The 16326-nt window shown below is 64.6% G+C and carries 20 protein-coding genes; 14 read left to right on the top strand and 6 right to left on the bottom strand.

Features of this window, described 5'->3' with window-relative positions; genetic code table 11:
- Positions 1-63 precede the first annotated feature (63 nt).
- Positions 64-1662 (bottom strand): apolipoprotein N-acyltransferase, encoded by a 1599-nt coding sequence (gene lnt / locus VF34_RS04925; RefSeq protein ID WP_080733460.1) that lies wholly within the window; start codon positions 1660-1662, stop codon positions 64-66.
- Positions 1663-1904: 242 nt separating this feature from the next.
- Here lnt and VF34_RS04920 point away from each other — a divergent pair, with 242 nt between their 5' ends.
- From VF34_RS04920 to VF34_RS04905, 4 genes are all read left to right on the top strand, one after another.
- Positions 1905-2105 (top strand): hypothetical protein, encoded by a 201-nt coding sequence (locus VF34_RS04920; RefSeq protein WP_141215005.1) that lies wholly within the window; start codon positions 1905-1907, stop codon positions 2103-2105.
- Between the two features lie 46 nt (positions 2106-2151).
- Positions 2152-2571, top strand: coding sequence for a putative copper homeostasis (lipo)protein LpqS (locus VF34_RS04915; RefSeq protein ID WP_230593569.1), 420 nt, complete (start codon positions 2152-2154; stop codon positions 2569-2571).
- A 108-nt stretch (positions 2572-2679) separates the two neighbouring features.
- Positions 2680-3810 (top strand): PLP-dependent cysteine synthase family protein, encoded by a 1131-nt coding sequence (locus tag VF34_RS04910; RefSeq protein ID WP_032375708.1) that lies wholly within the window; start codon positions 2680-2682, stop codon positions 3808-3810.
- Positions 3807-5096, top strand: coding sequence for an MFS transporter (locus tag VF34_RS04905; protein ID WP_032375707.1), 1290 nt, complete (start codon positions 3807-3809; stop codon positions 5094-5096). The genes VF34_RS04910 and VF34_RS04905 overlap by 4 nt, the downstream gene beginning before the upstream one ends.
- A 147-nt stretch (positions 5097-5243) precedes the next feature.
- Here VF34_RS04905 and VF34_RS04900 read toward each other — a convergent pair whose 3' ends face one another.
- Positions 5244-5483: a DUF4396 domain-containing protein gene (locus VF34_RS04900; RefSeq protein WP_032375706.1), complete on the bottom strand. Its 240-nt coding sequence runs from the start codon at positions 5481-5483 to the stop codon at positions 5244-5246.
- Between the two features lie 403 nt (positions 5484-5886).
- Between VF34_RS04900 and VF34_RS04895 the strand changes: the two genes are divergently transcribed.
- From VF34_RS04895 to VF34_RS04875, 6 genes are all read left to right on the top strand, one after another.
- Positions 5887-6090, top strand: coding sequence for a heavy-metal-associated domain-containing protein (locus VF34_RS04895; protein ID WP_032375705.1), 204 nt, complete (start codon positions 5887-5889; stop codon positions 6088-6090).
- Positions 6091-6122: 32 nt separating this feature from the next.
- The gene (locus tag VF34_RS04890) at positions 6123-6386 is read left to right on the top strand and encodes a hypothetical protein (RefSeq protein WP_032375704.1); all 264 of its coding nucleotides are present in this window, start codon (positions 6123-6125) and stop codon (positions 6384-6386) included.
- A gap of 29 nt (positions 6387-6415) precedes the next feature.
- Positions 6416-8680, top strand: coding sequence for a heavy metal translocating P-type ATPase (locus tag VF34_RS04885; protein WP_032375703.1), 2265 nt, complete (start codon positions 6416-6418; stop codon positions 8678-8680).
- A gap of 108 nt (positions 8681-8788) precedes the next feature.
- Entirely contained in the window at positions 8789-8956 is a 168-nt protein-coding gene (locus tag VF34_RS24895; protein WP_155288777.1) for a hypothetical protein, read from the top strand.
- A 23-nt stretch (positions 8957-8979) separates the two neighbouring features.
- Entirely contained in the window at positions 8980-9318 is a 339-nt protein-coding gene (locus VF34_RS04880; protein WP_032375786.1) for a metal-sensitive transcriptional regulator, read from the top strand.
- 86 nt (positions 9319-9404) lie between these two features.
- Complete coding sequence (locus tag VF34_RS04875) at positions 9405-10133, top strand: TVP38/TMEM64 family protein (protein ID WP_045841173.1); 729 nt, start codon at positions 9405-9407, stop codon at positions 10131-10133.
- 16 nt (positions 10134-10149) lie between these two features.
- Here VF34_RS04875 and VF34_RS04870 read toward each other — a convergent pair whose 3' ends face one another.
- Positions 10150-10653 carry a hypothetical protein gene (locus VF34_RS04870; RefSeq protein ID WP_176457804.1) on the bottom strand — a complete coding sequence of 168 codons (504 nt, stop codon included), beginning with the start codon at positions 10651-10653 and terminating at the stop codon, positions 10150-10152.
- Positions 10654-11054: 401 nt separating this feature from the next.
- Here VF34_RS04870 and VF34_RS04865 point away from each other — a divergent pair, with 401 nt between their 5' ends.
- The 3 genes from VF34_RS04865 (at position 11055) to VF34_RS04855 (ending at position 13288) form a co-directional block, all read left to right on the top strand.
- Positions 11055-12002 (top strand): NlpC/P60 family protein, encoded by a 948-nt coding sequence (locus VF34_RS04865; RefSeq protein ID WP_032375702.1) that lies wholly within the window; start codon positions 11055-11057, stop codon positions 12000-12002.
- Between the two features lie 4 nt (positions 12003-12006).
- Complete coding sequence (locus VF34_RS25835; RefSeq protein ID WP_353852273.1) at positions 12007-12525, top strand: DUF6153 family protein; 519 nt, start codon at positions 12007-12009, stop codon at positions 12523-12525.
- Between the two features lie 205 nt (positions 12526-12730).
- Positions 12731-13288 (top strand): DUF305 domain-containing protein, encoded by a 558-nt coding sequence (locus tag VF34_RS04855; protein WP_308051299.1) that lies wholly within the window; start codon positions 12731-12733, stop codon positions 13286-13288.
- Positions 13289-13604: 316 nt separating this feature from the next.
- Here VF34_RS04855 and VF34_RS04850 read toward each other — a convergent pair whose 3' ends face one another.
- Both VF34_RS04850 and VF34_RS04845 read right to left on the bottom strand, forming a co-directional pair.
- A complete protein-coding gene (locus VF34_RS04850) occupies positions 13605-14426 on the bottom strand; it encodes a cytochrome c biogenesis CcdA family protein (RefSeq protein WP_032375700.1) in 822 nt (273 codons plus the stop codon).
- Positions 14423-15055, bottom strand: a complete 633-nt coding sequence (locus tag VF34_RS04845; RefSeq protein ID WP_080736598.1) for a TlpA disulfide reductase family protein — start codon at positions 15053-15055, stop codon at positions 14423-14425. The genes VF34_RS04850 and VF34_RS04845 overlap by 4 nt, the downstream gene beginning before the upstream one ends.
- 154 nt (positions 15056-15209) lie before the next feature.
- Here VF34_RS04845 and VF34_RS24550 point away from each other — a divergent pair, with 154 nt between their 5' ends.
- Complete coding sequence (locus VF34_RS24550) at positions 15210-15341, top strand: DUF3703 domain-containing protein (protein ID WP_080733457.1); 132 nt, start codon at positions 15210-15212, stop codon at positions 15339-15341.
- A 9-nt stretch (positions 15342-15350) separates the two neighbouring features.
- On the opposite strand, the gene ccsB is transcribed toward VF34_RS24550, so the two are convergent.
- Positions 15351-16322 (bottom strand): c-type cytochrome biogenesis protein CcsB, encoded by a 972-nt coding sequence (gene ccsB / locus VF34_RS04840; protein ID WP_032375699.1) that lies wholly within the window; start codon positions 16320-16322, stop codon positions 15351-15353.
- Between the last annotated feature and the right edge of the window lie 4 nt (positions 16323-16326).

Genomic DNA, 16326 nt, shown 5'->3' with positions numbered 1-16326 from the left:
CGACGAGTGGGGTAATTACTATCATGGTTAGTAGTTCGATGTCCCCCGCAGTGGTTTCGTGCCTCACAGCGCGGTAGCACCGGACGTCGACGGTCGGAGACCATCGGCCGGCGAACGCTGCCTTCTCCATGCGAGAGCACACCCCACGACAGCAAGAACGACCGCGGCGTACTCCGGAAGCGGTCCCAGCTTTGTCGCCCACGTCGATCTCGTTTCCAGGGCAACATCAGCGACCAACGTCTGCGCAGCGAACAAGCCCGAACGATCTGCGACCTTCCCCTGTGGGTCGATGACGGCACTGACCCCACTGGTCGCCGCAACGAGAACAGTCCTGTTGTGCTCGACCGCCCGCAGCCGCGACATCGCCAACTGCTGGTAGGTCATATCGGTGCGCCCGAACGTCGCATTGTTGGTGGGGACCGTGATCAGCTGCGCCCCCGCACGCACGGAGTCGGTGACCAGCTCGTCGAACGCGACCTCGTAACAGGTGGCGACGGCCGTCGGAATTCCGGCGATATCGACGACACCGTCGCCCGACCCGGGAACGAAGTTACCGGCCTGCGAGGCGTAGGAGGACAACCTCGTCATCACAGATCGCATCGGGAGATACTCTCCGAAAGGAACAAGTTTGCGTTTGTCGTGTCGCTCCCCCGGTCCGAGTACCGGATCCCACACGATCGAGGTATTCATCGAGGTGCCGTCGTCGTTACCGAGCACAGCTCCGACCAGAATCGGCACCCCGACCGACCGCGCTGCAGCGTCGATCCCGGCAGTGGCGTCGGCGTTGCGCAGTGGGTCGATATCGGATGCATTCTCCGGCCAGATCACCAGGTCGGGAGCGGGCACCCTGCCGGCGGTGATGTCGTCCCCGAGCTGCATTGTTCGCTCGATGTGATTGTCGAGAACTGCTCGACGTTGCGAGTTGAAGTCCAGACCCGACCGCGGAACGTTGCCTTGAACAACGGCGACCGTCGCACGCGCTGCGCCTGCATCGTCAGCGGGAGTGAGCGCGAAAGCCAGAGCCGGCACGATCACCACAGTGGCCACCGACCCGACTGCGAATCGCGGCGTCGGCGGGCGTACCTGGCGGACCACACTGGCCAGTGCCGCGCCGATCACTGCGACTGCAAAAGATACACCGGGCGCACCGGCGAACGCGGCAAGCGAGAGCAGAGGGCCGTCTGCTTGGGCGAAAGCTAGTTTCCCCCACGGAAATCCCCCGAACGGAATCCGTGCGCGCAGACCTTCGGTGGCGGTCCAGATCGCGGCGATCCACAGCGGTTCGAAGCGCAACCCGGACACTGCGGCCGCTGCAGCGCAGAACAGTGCCACTGCTATCGCTTGGATCGCCGCGAGCGCCAGCCACGGCGGGGCACCGACGTAGACACCCACCCAGGGCAGCAGAGGCAGAAAGAACGCCAATCCCGACAGATACCCGTAGAAGAACGCCGCCCGGATGGAACGGCCGCGGATGACGAGAACAAGAACCCCGACACCCAACGGCGCGAGGAACCACAGCGACCGAGGTGGAAAGCCCGCGTACAACAGCACACCAGCAGATACCGCACACGATGACCTGCCTGCTATCGCGGTGAACACACGGCGACGTCGGGTTCGTCGGTGACGGTTCACTGTTGTTGCGCTGGACTCGATATCGAGCATGCCTGCATGGCTCTTTTCTCATGTACGGCATAGCGCCACCTGACCACCCTCGGTTACTACTATGCACGATAGTAGTAACAGCGGTGAGCCCGGACCGGCTCCCCCGCCGACACCGCGCCTCTGCGACGTCGATGCATACCCCGGGATATCGACCGCGCACCTTCGCTGTGCCCTTTGTCCTTCGCGGTGCCCTTCGTGGCCGGGCATCGACCGGTGCACGGACCACCCTCGGCTCGCACAAGATGCGTGCTGGACCCCGGGATGGAGACTGGCTTCTACCGCGCCGCAGCACGCCGACATATGCGGGTGCATCTGCTCTGGCGGCCATCATGATCACCGCCCCGATCGTCCTGGCCGTGTTCGACGTGACCAGAAACATGTGGTGCCTGCGGGCGGGCGGTGTGACCGCCCGATTCGGCGGCGGCACATCAGGGGCACCCTGAATGGGTTTGGGCCAACCCAGTTTCCGGCTGCTACCGTCGAGGCGTTGTGAGAATCTCTGCGCTGGGCCCGCCGCGCCTGCGGACGGTTATCGCAGTCGCCGCTGTCCTGTATTTGTTGGCTCACACCATCGCTCAATGCGGCATCGCCTGGGAACAGGACCATCACAGCGACGGCGTACACATCGTTTCGTCCTCGTCTCAGGCCGCCGCGGAACTCTCCCCCAACCACGCGCACATCGACGACGGATCGCCCCACATGGCGCACGATACGAACACCGTCATCGCAATGCCCCGATCCGACAACCCGCCCCGCCCATCGACCATCGCCGCGGTCGCAGCGATGGCCTTCGCTGTGGTGTTGGTGGCGATGTCTGCCCCGCGCATTTCGCGAGCCCCACCGGATCTACCCATTCCGATCCGGCACGGCCGAACCGTCTTGAACGAACTCTGTATCAACAGGTGCTGATCAGCAGCCCGCGGGCCATCCGAGGACTTCTCCTCTCATGGCCCAGTTCGTGCTGCCCATCACTCACTTACTGCGCTCCTCGCAGATCACATACAGGGACTACTCATCATGAACAGTGCTGTTCGCTCCACACTCGTGCCACCGTCCTCCGCCGGCCACATGTTGGCGACCGCCAAGAACTGCCCGGAACCGAGCACAATGGTCGGCAACACGCCCGTTCTGTGGATCGGTGAACCGTTCGCGGACTCCGGCCGCGGCTTCTGGGCGAAACTCGAAGGCAGCAATCCCGGTGGGATGAAAGACCGCCCCGCGCTGCACATGGTCGAAAAAGCCAAGGCCCGCGGCGACCTCGCTCCCGGCGCGATGATCATCGAATCCACCAGCGGAACCCTCGGCCTGGGTCTGGCCCTGGCCGGGATCACCCATCACCACCCCGTCACCCTCGTCGCCGACCCGGGACTGGAACCGATCGTGCACCGGATGCTCGCCGCGTACGGTGCCCGCGTCGAACTGGTCACCACACCGCACCCCGACGGCGGCTGGCAGCAGGCCCGGCGTGAGAAGGTCCGTGAGCTCCTCGATACACATCCAGGGTCGTGGTGCCCGGATCAGTACACCAACCCGGACAATGTCGAGGCGTACGAGTCGCTCGCTCACGAACTCATCGCCCAGCTCGGACGCGTCGACACCTTGGTTTGCTCGGTGGGCACCGGAGGGCACTCCGCCGGGGTGGCCCGGGTGCTCCGGCAGTTCTGCCCCGACCTGAAACTGGTCGGTGTCGACACCATCGGATCGACGATCTTCGGGCAACCCGCCAGCACTCGGCTCATGCGCGGGTTGGGTTCGAGCATCTATCCCGACAACATCGACTATCCCGCCTTCGACGAGGTGCACTGGGTGGCCCCGCACGAAGCGGTGTGGTCGTGCCGCACCCTGGCGGCGACGCACCACGCCAGCGGCGGCTGGAGCGTCGGGGCCGTCGCCCTCGCGGCCGGCTGGATCGCTCGCACCAGCCCGCCGGAGACCCGGGTCGCGGCCGTCTTCCCCGACGGACCGCAGCGCTACTTCGACACCATCTACAACGACGACTACTGCACCGAGCACGGCCTGCTCGACGTTGACCCGCCGACCGAGCCGACGACCATCGCCCACCCCACCGATGAGACTGTGACGTCGTGGACGCGGTGCGCCACCGTCGTCGATCCCACCGTCGTCGATCCCACCGAGAGCGTTCGATGAAAACTTTTCTGACCAAGTTCCGTAGCTTCGACCGGCCCAGCCAGGTGTTGATGGTCAACCAGTTCTCCATCAACGTCGGTTTCTACATGCTGATGCCGTACCTGGCCGGGTATCTGGCCGGTTCCCTGGGCCTGGCGGCGTGGGCGGTCGGGCTGGTGCTGGGGATGCGGAACTTCTCCCAGCAAGGGATGTTCCTGCTCGGCGGCACCCTCGCCGACCGCCTCGGATACAAACCCCTGATCGTCGCCGGCTGCCTGCTGCGAGTTGCCGGTTTCGTACTGCTCGCGGCCGTGGAATCGCTGCCGGCGATCCTGCTCGCCTCGGCCGCGACCGGGTTCGCCGGTGCGCTGTTCAACCCGGCCGTGCGGGCGTATCTGGCCGCCGACGCAGGGCCACGGCGGGTCGAGGCGTTCGCGGTGTTCAACGTGTTCTATCAGGCCGGGATTCTGCTGGGCCCGTTGATCGGTCTCGCTCTGACCACCCTCGACTTCCGAGTCACCTCACTGGCAGCGGCCGCGATTTTTGCTGTTCTGACGATCGTGCAGATTTGGACGCTCCCCGCGCACCGGGCCGAGACGACCGGGGCCACGACATCGGTACTCGAGGACTGGCGGGTGGTGATGGCCAACCGACCCTTCGTGCTGTTCGCGCTGGCGATGATCGGATCCTACGTGCTTTCGTTCCAGATCTATCTTGCGCTGCCGCTGCAGGCTGCGGTGGTAGTCGGTAACGGCAGGTCCGACACCGCTCTGGTGACCTCGTTGTTCGTGGTCTCCGGCGTGGTCGCGATCGCCGGGCAGTTCCGGATCACGTCCTGGTTGTCCCGCAGGTGGGGTTCGGGGCGAAGCGTGGTGGTCGGTATGGCAATCATGGCGCTGGCGTTCCTCCCGCTGATCGTGCTGCCGAGCCCGGCCGCGCTGGGCGGGTGGGCCGCCGCCGGTGCCCTGGTGTTCACCGCTGCACTGTTGGCGGTCGGCACCGCCGCGGTGTTTCCGTTCGAGATGGACACGGTGGTGACCCTGTCGGGCGGGAAGCTGGTGGCCACCCATTACGGGTTCTACAACACCATCGTCGGGGTCGGCATCCTGCTCGGCAACCTGGGTACAGGAGCCGTCTTCGGGCTTCTCAGCGACGCGCATCTGGGTGCACTGATCTGGGCGATACTGACCCTGGTCGGGGCGGCATCTGTGGCCGCTCTCTATGCGCTCGATCGATCCGACCGGCTCACCCCACCCCCCACCGAGACCACGGTGACCGAAAGCGGCGAGGTACCGGCCACCGGCTAGCGGCAGTGCACGCCGAGAAGTGGCCTGCATTGCCCACACCCGAGACCTCGACGATGATTGCCGAACACGAGGGTATCGACGCGGCACCGTTCACGACTATCCACCGACCGGTGGCCCGCATTCACACGAATGCGGGCCACCCACACCTCAGGCGGGGGTACTGCGGTGACGTTGGAGGCGACGGACGACGGGGTAACCCGTGACCACCCCGAGGACGATACCGATTTGCATGAGCATCCAGAACGCAGCATCGGTGGCCGGTGGCATGGTCTCGGTGTAGTACAGCAGCAGCATCCAACCACCCATCCCGAGGTCGAACGCCAGTACGGTCAACGCAGCGACGCCGACCGCAGCCAGGACAGAACGCCGAATGGATTGCCTGCGCACCGACTACCGGTGTGATGGCCGAACGCTCGTATACGAAGAGCATGATCGTGGCCAGTATGGCGATGACGATGATCATCACCCAAAGAACACTCTGTCCGCACGAGATTCGACGTCGGCAAGGACGGAAGCGACATCATCGAGAAGATTGTGGGCATCTCTGCGCGCGCGTAATCCGCGTTCGTAGTAGCCGGAGTCGAGGACGCCCGCCGATGCAGGCTCTGGTGCGACGTTCGATTCTGGGTGCCGCTCCCGCATCCGAGGGCGGTGTTCCGGTCAGTGCCCAGGGTCATGCCGTAGCACCGGTGCGGCACATCTCGTTGCATACCGTAGGGGGGTATGGTAAATCTGTAAGTGGGTCGCGACGACCTCGATCACATTCCGAATCGAAGAAAGAAGGGCATCGATGAACACCACCGTCACCGTCACCGGAATGACCTGCGGGCACTGCGTCTCCTCGGTCCGAGAGGAGATCAGCGGCATCCCCGGTGTGACCGCCGTGAATGTCGACCTCGCGAGCGGCCGAGTCGATATCGACTCGGACACCCCGATCGAGCAGACGGCCATCGCCCACGCAGTCGACGAGGCCGGCTACCAGCTCGCCTCCTGATCGACACCAGACCCGGACAGGAGATTCGCACGATGAACGCATCATCGAAGTTCGTCGGATTCACCATCGCCCTAGCCGCGGTCTTCGGGCTCGCCTTCGGAGCCGGGGACGCCTTCGGCCCCGAAGGTGCCGCACCACCCGACACACACGACACCTCGACTCACGACGCCGCCGCGGTGTCCACTGCGGGCGGGCCCGTCGCCAATCAGAGACCTGGAGGATTGATGGTCACCGACAGCAGATACGCCGCGGTGCCCGCCGCCTCGGAGCCGATGCCCGCCGGGCACGGACACTGACACACCACCACACCCCGAGAGGAGCGACGATGAATCCCGTCACGCACCACCCCACCGCCGACGGCCGGGTCGAACTCGACATCAGTGGTATGACCTGCGCCTCCTGCGCGAACCGGATCGAGAAAAAGCTCAACAAGCTCGACGGTGTCACCGCGACGGTGAACTACGCCACCGAAAAAGCACGCGTCGACTACGTCGGTGATGTCTCGACCGAGGATCTCGTGGGCACCGTCGAGCAGGCCGGCTACACCGCCACGGTCCCCGCGCCCGCCGCCTCCTCCACCGACCCCGACGCGGCCGGGCCAGCCGAGATCGACCCCACCGCCTCGCTGCGCCAACGCCTGCTCATATCGCTGGTGCTCAGCGTGCCGGTGATCGCGATGGCCATGGTTCCGGTACTGCAGTTCACCAACTGGCAGTGGCTTTCCCTGACCCTCGCCGCACCCGTGGTGGTGTGGGGGGCATGGCCGTTCCACAAGGCCGCCTTCACCAATCTGCGGCACGCCACCTCAACGATGGACACCCTGATCTCGATGGGCACCATCGCAGCACTGGGGTGGTCGTTGTATGCCCTGTTCTGGGGCACCGCCGGAACGGCCGGCATGACACACCCGTTCGAGCTGACCATCTCCCGCTCCGACGGGGCCGGCAACATCTACCTCGAGGCCGCAGCCGGAGTCACCACCTTCATCCTCGCCGGCCGCTACTTCGAAGCACGCTCCAAGCGACGCGCCGGTGCCGCCCTGCGTGCCCTGCTCGAGCTCGGTGCCAAGGAAGTCTCCGTCCTGCGCGAGGGTGTCGAACAGCGCATCCCCACCGATCAACTCATCGTCGGTGACGAGTTCGTCGTCCGCCCCGGGGAGAAGATCGCCACCGACGGCGTGGTCGCCGACGGCTCTTCCGCGGTCGACAATTCGATGTTGACCGGCGAATCCGTGCCCGTCGAGGTAGGACCCGATGATCTGGTCGTCGGCGCGACGGTCAACGTCGGTGGCCGAATCGTGGTCCGGGCGACCCGCATCGGCTCGGACACCCAGCTCGCACAGATGGCGAAACTCGTCGAAGACGCTCAGACCGGTAAAGCCCAAGCTCAGCGTCTGGCCGACAAGATCTCCGGAGTCTTCGTCCCGATCGTGATCGCCCTTGCCGCGGCGACACTCGGCTTCTGGATCGGCACCGGCGGTGGGATCGCGGCCGCGTTCACCGCAGCCGTCGCCGTCCTGATCATCGCCTGCCCGTGTGCCCTCGGCCTGGCCACCCCGACCGCGCTGATGGTCGGCACCGGCCGCGGCGCTCAGCTCGGCATCCTGATCAAGGGTCCCGAAGTGCTCGAATCGACCCGCCGTGTCGACACCGTGGTACTCGACAAGACCGGCACCGTCACCACCGGCAAGATGACTCTGCTCGACGTGATCACCGCCGACGGCGAGGACACCGCGCAGGTGCTGCGCCTGGCCGGTGCACTCGAAGATTCGTCCGAGCACCCCATCGCCCAGGCCATCGCCAAAGGTGCCCGCGAGAAGGTCGGAGCCCTGCCACCGGTGGAGCAGTTTATAAATATCGAAGGCCTCGGGGTGCAGGGCATAGTCGACGACCACGCAATGATCGTCGGACGGGCCCGCCTCCTCGCCGACCGGGCGCAGCAGCTGCCGGACGAACTCGAAAGTGCGATGCGTGCAGCCGAATCCGAGGGCAAGACCGCCGTCGCAGTCGGTTGGGACGGTCGGGCTCGCGGAGTACTGGTCGTCGCCGACGCGGTCAAACCCACCTCCGCCGAGGCGATCGAGCAGCTGCGGGGCCTGGGTTTGACGCCGATCATGCTCACCGGCGACAACGCAGCCGCCGCGCGTGCCATCGCCGACCAGGTCGGCATCCACGAAGTGATCGCGGAGGTGCTGCCCGCAGACAAGGTGGACGTCGTCAAAAGGCTGCAGGAGCAGGGCAAGGTAGTGGCGATGGTCGGCGACGGCGTGAACGACGCCGCCGCGTTGGCGCAGGCCGACCTCGGTCTGGCGATGGGCACCGGTACCGACGTTGCGATCGAAGCCAGCGATCTGACGTTGGTGCGCGGTGATCTGCGCGCAGCAGCGGATGCTATCCGCCTGTCCCGCCGAACGTTGGGCACCATCAAGGGCAACTTGTTCTGGGCGTTCGCCTACAACGTGGCCGCCCTCCCCTTGGCTGCGGCCGGGCTGCTCAATCCGATGCTGGCCGGTGCAGCGATGGCGTTCTCGTCGGTGTTCGTGGTCAGCAACAGCTTGCGGTTGCGCCGGTTCAAGTCCCTCACCGGATAACCGCGCGGGTAGAACAAGCACCCAAAAGGCTGGGGTGGGCGTGGCATGCAGGCGCGCCACCCCACCCCACCGCTACAACCCCGATGCAGCCTACGAAAGGAGAGGGCCATGTCCTTCGTGACAACGACCTTGGTGCAGATCACCCGGCACCCGGCGACCCGAGCGGTGGCCCGCTGCGCGGTGATGTGCGCTGCGGCGGCGGCCCAGCGACGACTCGACGGACCGACCCTCTCGCGCCATACCCCGGGCGGACATAATCGAGGATGCTCGGCATGACACTCGGATTCCAGGAGGACACCATGGCCACTCCCGCGGCCGCGCAGGCACCCGCCGAGACCGACGGCCATGATCACGCCGCGCACGGCTACATCACCGAAAAGGACGCCTACCTCAAACGCCTCAAGCGCATCGAAGGCCAGGCCCGAGGACTGCAGCGCATGGTCGAGGAAGACAAGTACTGCATCGACATCCTCACCCAGGTCTCGGCGATGACCAAAGCCTTGCAGGCGGTGGCCATGGGCCTGCTCGAAGCTCACATCAGCCACTGCGTGGTCGACGCCGCCATCGCCGGCGGTCCCCAAGCCGACGCGAAGATCAAAGAGGCCACCGACGCGATCTCACGGCTCGTCCGCTCCTGAGCACCGGCAGTGCGAAGCCATTCCTCGCCGTCCACTCCCGCGTGCTTGTCGGAAACCTCGGCGAGGCGGCGCAGGCAGAGACCGTCATGACCGAAACCGTATCGGCGATTCTGCGCGATCGCCGAGTCCTCGCCACCGTGGCAGCGCTGGCAATACTGGCAGTGGCTGCCGCCCTCGTACCCCGCCCGTCGATCATTGTGGTGCGCGAGTGGGCGGAGTCGATGGGCCCGTCGTTCGTGGTGGTGTTCTTTCTGACCCAGGCGGTGTTGACGATTGCCCCGGTACCGCGCACGGTGTTCACCCTCAGCGCCGGACTGTTGTTCGGTCCCGCCACCGGGGTCGCCGTCACGATCGCCGCCACAACTGTCAGCGCTGTGCTGGCGTTGCTGCTGGTGCGCGCGCTCGGGCGCACCGCGGTGCAGGAGCGGCTGACGAATCCTGCGGTCAAGTCCATCGATGCCCGGTTGGCTCGGCGGGGGTGGCTGGCCGTCGGGTCCTTACGGCTCATTGCCCCGGCACCGTTCGCCCTGGTCAACTACTGCTCCGGACTCTCCGCGGTGCGCCTGCTGCCCTACACGACGGCCACTGTCGTGGGGATTCTGCCCGGTACGATCGCCGCGGTGCTGTTCGGGGACGCTTTGACCGGGCGAACGAATCCGGCATTGATAGTGGTGACGTCGGCCTGCGTGGCCGCCGGGGTGGCAGGATTGCTGGCCGACGCCCGCCTGCCGGTGTCGCAGGCACAGCCCAACACCGCAGATGGCGCATCGAGAAGCGGTCGCCTTCGTCGTCTGTTGCTGCCGGACCGCGGATAGGACGTGGCGAGAAATCCTACAATTTTGCTGCGCCTGCACCGCCAAAGCCAGCGGAGTTGCCGAACTCCTGACCTACGCGAGAAGTAGGGCACGCGCGTTCCCCGCGGATTCGCAGTCGAAGAGCCCACACCATCACCCCCACCGACATCACTCCGATTACGGGCTGCACGGGTGCCCATAGATCCAGAGCACCGCTCACCCCGACCGCCACCACTACCAGTTTGTTGCATATCGGACATCCGACTGCCAACAACGACAACGCATTCGCACTGACCCCTACACGGGAAGAAACCGACGACGCCAGCCCAGTGCTCACGTATGTCGCAAGAATGAGGCCACTGAGAACTGCGGTGGCAATCCACACCGGATAGTTCCACCACAACACCGGGGTCATTCGAACGTAGAACGCAGTGTGGATGATCCCGGTGGGGATCGCCACGACCAGCGCGGCCACCGTCGCGCCCAGTAACGCGGCCACCCAACGCCGCGCCGGCCAGTCACGCATCGTCACAGTCGTCATCCCTCTCCCGGTCAGCGGATACCACCCCACCATCTACTATGAATGATAGTAGTTTGCAGGTGCGGTGAGTCGGCGTCAATCGACGCCGACTCGCCGCCCATACGGCACAGGCGTCGAGCGTCGACGCGAGCCTCAGCCGACCGTGAGGAACCGTCTACGACTGCCGATACCCGACAATGGTGACCGGCGAGGCCGGACACAGTCCCATGCGGCTCTCGCCGCGCTCCGTTTCCTTCGCTGGTGACGCAGGGAACCCACACCGACCCCAGAGGATTTCTTCTGTGCATTCTTTTTCAGGCCCGACGCGGCGTGTCCGCGCTACCCTGATCGCCTCGATCATCGTTGTTGCCGCGGCATTTTCGGTAAATGCTCCAGCTTCGGCGGACCCTGCTGCACCCCCGGTGAACGCATCCGAAGCCGTACGACAACTCGCTGAACTCAATGCGACCGCCTTCACTCTCACCGAGAGCATGTACGCCGCGCAGGACACCCTCGATCGTCGCCGCGGCGAACTGAGTACCGCAGTTCAATTCGCCCACGAGACCTCGGCGGCGGCTCGGGAAGCCGAAGTGGCCGCATCTGCCAACCGTCGAGCACTGGCCACAGCTGTCGACGCCGCGTACAAAGGTGTACCGCAATCCCCTCTCGGGGCCGTTCTGGTCGCGGACAGCCCACAGCAACTACTCGATCAGATGGTGTTGTTGGACCGGATCCTCGCCGATCGAGCCGCTGCACTCGCCGACTCGACACAGATCGACGACGAAGCGCGAGACCAGCTCGAACAAGCCCGGCAAGCACAGGCGTCCGCTGCGGTAGCCGAGGCGGACGCCGCACGTACACAACGCGACCTCGAGCAACGCCAGACCGACCTGGCCGATCAGATCGCCAAAATCACCGACCAATTCGCCGCCCTCACCGATGCGGATCGAGCTGCCATCGTCAGCCCCGGCACCACGAATCCTTCCGAGCTACCCGCCGCCGTCTCGGCTGCGAGTGGAACATCAGCGGAGGCGATGCGCATCGCCCTCGACCAACTCGGCAAACCCTATTCCTGGGGAGCTACCGGGCCGGGGTCCTTCGATTGCTCCGGACTGATCTACTTCGCCTACAAACAACTGGGACTGACCGTTCCACGCGTGGCCGCAGACCAAGCACGAGCGGGCACACCTGTCTCCCGCGAATCAGTGCAACCGGGTGACTTCATCTCTCTCTACTCACCGATCGGACACATCGGGATCTACATCGGCGACGGGAAATACGTCAACGCCCCCACCGGCGGCGACGTCGTCAAAGTCGCGCCCGTTCCCTGGGATGAAGTGACCGCAATCAACCGGCCCATCGCCACCTGATTCGATGTCCACGGTCCGGACGCCGCGACTGCGAGGAGACCGGATGCCCGTGTGGCAGACCGGTAAGATCGAACCGGTGAGGACTTCAGCCACGGAACCTATGAACCAGAAGTGGCTCCTAGGTGCTGTTTGCGCTTCGATAGTGCTGTTCGGAGTCCTTCTCATGCATTCTGCGCCGATGTCGTTCGCAACGGCGACGAGTATCGGCGAACACTCGATGACCTCGACGGTGAGCGCTCCACCTGCCGTCGACGAGCATTCGGGAGCATCATCTGCGACAGCATCGGAGAGTGGTTCCGCAGCACACTGCGGGAACGGCTGTGGCGATCACAGCTCGGTCATGCATCTGTGTCTGGCTATCATCGGTGCTGTCGCGGCGTTGGCCGTCTTACGGGCAATCGTTGTGGGCTTCGCCGGTTCTCTCGTCCACGCTGCGCGGCTGTCGGCAGTTCGTCGTCGAACCGGGCACCCGCCGCCCTGGACCATTTTCACTCTCTCCGAATTGTCTGTGCTTCGGATCTGACAGGTGACTCACCGTTGTGTGAGACACAGATGTCGACGGGTCAGTGTGCCTGTCGATCCGAACCACCCCACCATAATTTCAGGAGTTTGTTATGCGTTCGAATCGATCTACCCGTTTCACGATCGCGATAACGGCGGCTTCCGCTGTCGCCGCCGCAGTTCTCGCTGGCTGCAGCAGTAACGACGGCGAAATGAACATGCCCGGCATGTCGAGCAGCGATACACCGGCCTCGTCGTCCTCCGAGAATTCCGCCGAAGCATCGGCCGAATTCAACGATGCCGATGTCACGTTCGTCGAAGGGATGTACCCCCACCATGCACAAGCGGTGGAGATGGCTTCACTTGTCGACGGCCGAACCGAGAATGCTCAGGTCATCGAGCTGGCCCAGGCCATCGAAGCAGCTCAAGCACCGGAGATGGAGCAGATGAATGCCCTGCTCACCGCATGGGGACAGCCCGCAGCGTCCGCCGACATGGGCGGAATGGACATGGGCGGAATGGACATGGGCGGTATGGACATGGGGAGCGGTGGCATGACCGGCATGATGAGCCAGGAAGACATGGACATGTTGTCGGCCGCTAACGGAGCGGAGTTCGACTCCATGTGGCTCACCATGATGATCGAGCACCACAAGGGGGCAATCGAGATGGCTCAGATCGAGTTGGCCGACGGCTCCAATGCTGATGCCAAGGAGCTTGCCTCCACAATCATCGATGCGCAGCAGAGCGAAATCTCCACAATGGAAAGTTTGCTCGCCCAGTAACTCTCAATTCTGGGAACTATCAACCGTAGGGCGGGGCTCGGCTAATACCGAGCCCCGCCCTTCGGTTTCGAAGGACCTGGCCCTTTTAGCTGCCACACCGATCAACACGGCCCCGGAAACATGCCCTCCCCTGCTGATGCACCCGCCTGCGGGGTCCTTGGGACACGCAGATCCGCGGTAGGGACAGGGGGCGGCTCTCGGATCGGGTCGTCGCGGCCCGGCGGGGGCGCGCCGTCGACAGAGAGTGGGTTCGATACCACCGGCACTGGCAGTTGGGGAGGCGTGGTCTTGCACGTGCGGCTGCTCGGTTTCCTTCTCAGATGGGTAATACAACCGAACTGACGAATTCATTGCGTATCCAGGCAATGAACAGACCCCACACCCCCGTCAGCAGGGCGACACCGACGGCGATCATGATCACTCCGCCTGCCACTTTGATTCTCTGCGAGTTCCGCCGTAGCCAGCCGACACCGCGCATCGCCGAACTCGAGCCGAACGCGAGGACCACGAACGGTAGACCGAGTCCCAGACAGTAGGCGACGATGAGAGTGACGCCGCGCGCTGCGGTTGCGCCTTCAGTGCCAGCGGCAACGGACAACACCCCGGCGAGCGTGGGGCCAAGGCACGGCGTCCAGCCGAGCGCGAACACGCCACCGAGCAGCGGCGCTCCAGCAAGAGACGAGATGGTTTGCGGCGCGAATCGAGTGTCGCGTTGGAATGCGGGAATGAACCCGATGAACGTCAAGCCCATGATGATCGTGATGGCACCGCCGACCTGCTGAAGCACCTGTTCGTTGATGCGCAGGGTGCCGATGACCCCGAAAATCGAGGCGGTGGCGAGGACGAAGACGATGGTGAAGCCGGCGACGAACAACCCCGCTGCACCTGCCACGCGCCAGCGGCTTGCCAGCTTCGGCGGTGCTTCACCAGTCGAGGCGGCGGCGAGCGACGGCACGTCGGCACCTGCGATGCCCGCCAGGTACGACAGGTAGCCCGGCACCAGGGGCACCACGCACGGTGACGCGAACGAGACCAGCCCGGCGAGCATACATGCGGCGATCGCCAGTACCAGAGGTCCGCTCGATGCCAGATTTTGGAACGTCGAGCCAACGCCGCCTTGGGCAAGAAGAACAGTCATTCGTCTGCTATCCGTTCGACGACAGGGAGCAGGTCTTCGGCGAGGAGGGCACGCATGAACACTGCCGCCACCCGGTGCTCTCGATCGAGTACCAGCGTCGAGGGAATCACGCTGGTCGGGTAGTTCCCGCCGAGGGCGATCAGCGTCCGCATCGAGGGGTCGTAGATCGAGGCGTAGGAGACATTGTTGTCGACAACGAAGTCCTGCGCTTTGTCCTTCTGCGGATCTCGAACATTGATACCGAGGAACTGCACACCGCGCTCGCGGGTTGCTTCGTAGACCTCTTCGAGGTCGTCGGCTTCGCCGCGGCAGGGGCCGCACCACTGACCCCAGAGATTGATCACGACCACCTCGCCGTCATAGTCCGACAGAGCGGTGTTCTTACCTTCCTCCATCAGATCGGGTCCGGCGAGTTCACCGATGGTTCCGCGCGTTTCGGGGGGATCGTAGACGATGTCGGTTTGACCACCGGGTGCAACGAAATCGAAGCTACCTCCGGAGGGCACGGCGTCGGCGCCTGCGGAACATCCGGAGACCAGGAGTACAACGGCAAGGATGGATGCCGTTGCCGTGGCGGGCAGACTGCTCTGTTCGCGTGTGCGAGCCCCCGTAGGGCGGCCGAGTCTCATGAAGTCGACGCCTTTGCTGCAGTACGGATCTGCGCCGATGTCTCGAACATCGTGGGATCGGTGACGCGGTCGATGCCCCAGTCTTGGCCGGTGACGAAGCTCGGGGCACTGTGACTTCCCTCTCCGGAATGCACTACGGACACGAGGCAGTCAGTTGATTCGGATCGTGGTCGTGGCTCCTGGATCCTGGTCCGGTCGATACCCGGTCGGCAACACCGGCCGGGTCGACGCGGGATTGACGCGACCGGTGCCGCATGACCTCGCCGAAGCACAGGGCGGCGGCTAGCAGGCGACATCAGTTCAAACCCGCGTACGAATGCAGTCCGGAGACCACCATGTTGATGATGAACAGGTTGAACAGCATGGCCACGAATCCGGCGATGTTGATCCACGCGGCCCGGGTGTCACGCCACCCGCTGGTGGCCCGGGCGTGCAGGTACGCGGCGTAGATGATCCACGCGATGAATGAGACCGTCTCTTTCGGGTCCCAGCCCCAGAACCGACCCCACGCGGCCTCGGCCCAGATCGCGCCGAGGATGACACCGATTCCGAACAGGGGAAACGCGAAGATGGTGGTCTTGTACGCCAGCACGTCGAGCGAGTGCGCCGAGGGGAGACGAGCGACGATCCGGCCCACTCTGCTGTCGGGGACGGCGTTGTTGTTGGGATATCGGATCCGGATCAGGAACAATGTGCTGGCTGCACCGGAGATCAGGAACACCCCGCTGCCGAGCGAGACGACGGAGACGTGCACGGGGAGCCAATACGACTGCAAGGCTGGTACGACGGGCGCCGCGTTGGCATAGAGCACAGTTCCGGCAATGAAGAGCAGGATCAAGGTCGGCACGAGGACGAACAACCATAGTGTGCGCAGTTGCTCCGAGCGCAGCACGATCAGTCCGGCAAGTATGCCGGCCGCGCATGTGACGGAGACGAATTCGTACATGTTTCCCCACGGCGGGCGGCCAGTGGCGATCCCGCGCAGGACGATCGACCCGATATGCAAAGTGAGTGCGAGCATTACCAGGGCGAGTCCCGTGCGGCCCAGGCGTTCGGACGGGGCTCTTCGCTCGGGGACCGGCACGTATCCCGGTGTCGATGATGTCGCTGCGATCAGTTGCGGATGCAGACTCGAGGCCCGGCTCAGAGTCGCTGTTCGTGTCGTTGCGAGTTGTGCGATGAACAGGATCGCGGCGAGAAGGTAGACCACGAAGGCGGTCTCGAAACTGATGTCGCTCCAGCGGGCGAGGTTGTCGTCGATCGGCATGGCG

Source organism: Rhodococcus sp. PML026 (assembly GCF_000963615.1).
Lineage (GTDB): Bacteria > Actinomycetota > Actinomycetes > Mycobacteriales > Mycobacteriaceae > Rhodococcoides > Rhodococcoides fascians.
The sequence above is the reverse complement of the archived record's forward strand: the minus strand, read 5'-3'. Positions and strand labels throughout refer to the sequence as shown.

What these genes read in the sequence shown, in the direction of transcription:
- VF34_RS04880 (WP_032375786.1), top strand. Translation starts at nt 8,980, where the DNA reads ATGGCCACTCCCGCGGCCGCGCAGGCACCCGCCGAGACCGACGGCCAT.
- VF34_RS04910 (WP_032375708.1), top strand. Translation starts at nt 2,680, where the DNA reads ATGAACAGTGCTGTTCGCTCCACACTCGTGCCACCGTCCTCCGCCGGC.
- VF34_RS04870 (WP_176457804.1), bottom strand. Translation starts at nt 10,653, where the DNA reads ATGACGACTGTGACGATGCGTGACTGGCCGGCGCGGCGTTGGGTGGCC.
- VF34_RS04875 (WP_045841173.1), top strand. Translation starts at nt 9,405, where the DNA reads ATGACCGAAACCGTATCGGCGATTCTGCGCGATCGCCGAGTCCTCGCC.
- VF34_RS04895 (WP_032375705.1), top strand. Translation starts at nt 5,887, where the DNA reads ATGAACACCACCGTCACCGTCACCGGAATGACCTGCGGGCACTGCGTC.
- VF34_RS24895 (WP_155288777.1), top strand. Translation starts at nt 8,789, where the DNA reads ATGTCCTTCGTGACAACGACCTTGGTGCAGATCACCCGGCACCCGGCG.
- VF34_RS04890 (WP_032375704.1), top strand. Translation starts at nt 6,123, where the DNA reads ATGAACGCATCATCGAAGTTCGTCGGATTCACCATCGCCCTAGCCGCG.
- VF34_RS04845 (WP_080736598.1), bottom strand. Translation starts at nt 15,055, where the DNA reads ATGAGACTCGGCCGCCCTACGGGGGCTCGCACACGCGAACAGAGCAGT.
- VF34_RS04885 (WP_032375703.1), top strand. Translation starts at nt 6,416, where the DNA reads ATGAATCCCGTCACGCACCACCCCACCGCCGACGGCCGGGTCGAACTC.
- lnt (WP_080733460.1), bottom strand. Translation starts at nt 1,662, where the DNA reads ATGCTCGATATCGAGTCCAGCGCAACAACAGTGAACCGTCACCGACGA.
- VF34_RS25835 (WP_353852273.1), top strand. Translation starts at nt 12,007, where the DNA reads ATGTCCACGGTCCGGACGCCGCGACTGCGAGGAGACCGGATGCCCGTG.
- ccsB (WP_032375699.1), bottom strand. Translation starts at nt 16,322, where the DNA reads ATGCCGATCGACGACAACCTCGCCCGCTGGAGCGACATCAGTTTCGAG.
- VF34_RS04855 (WP_308051299.1), top strand. Translation starts at nt 12,731, where the DNA reads ATGTCGAGCAGCGATACACCGGCCTCGTCGTCCTCCGAGAATTCCGCC.
- VF34_RS04850 (WP_032375700.1), bottom strand. Translation starts at nt 14,426, where the DNA reads ATGACTGTTCTTCTTGCCCAAGGCGGCGTTGGCTCGACGTTCCAAAAT.
- VF34_RS04920 (WP_141215005.1), top strand. Translation starts at nt 1,905, where the DNA reads ATGCGTGCTGGACCCCGGGATGGAGACTGGCTTCTACCGCGCCGCAGC.
- VF34_RS04905 (WP_032375707.1), top strand. Translation starts at nt 3,807, where the DNA reads ATGAAAACTTTTCTGACCAAGTTCCGTAGCTTCGACCGGCCCAGCCAG.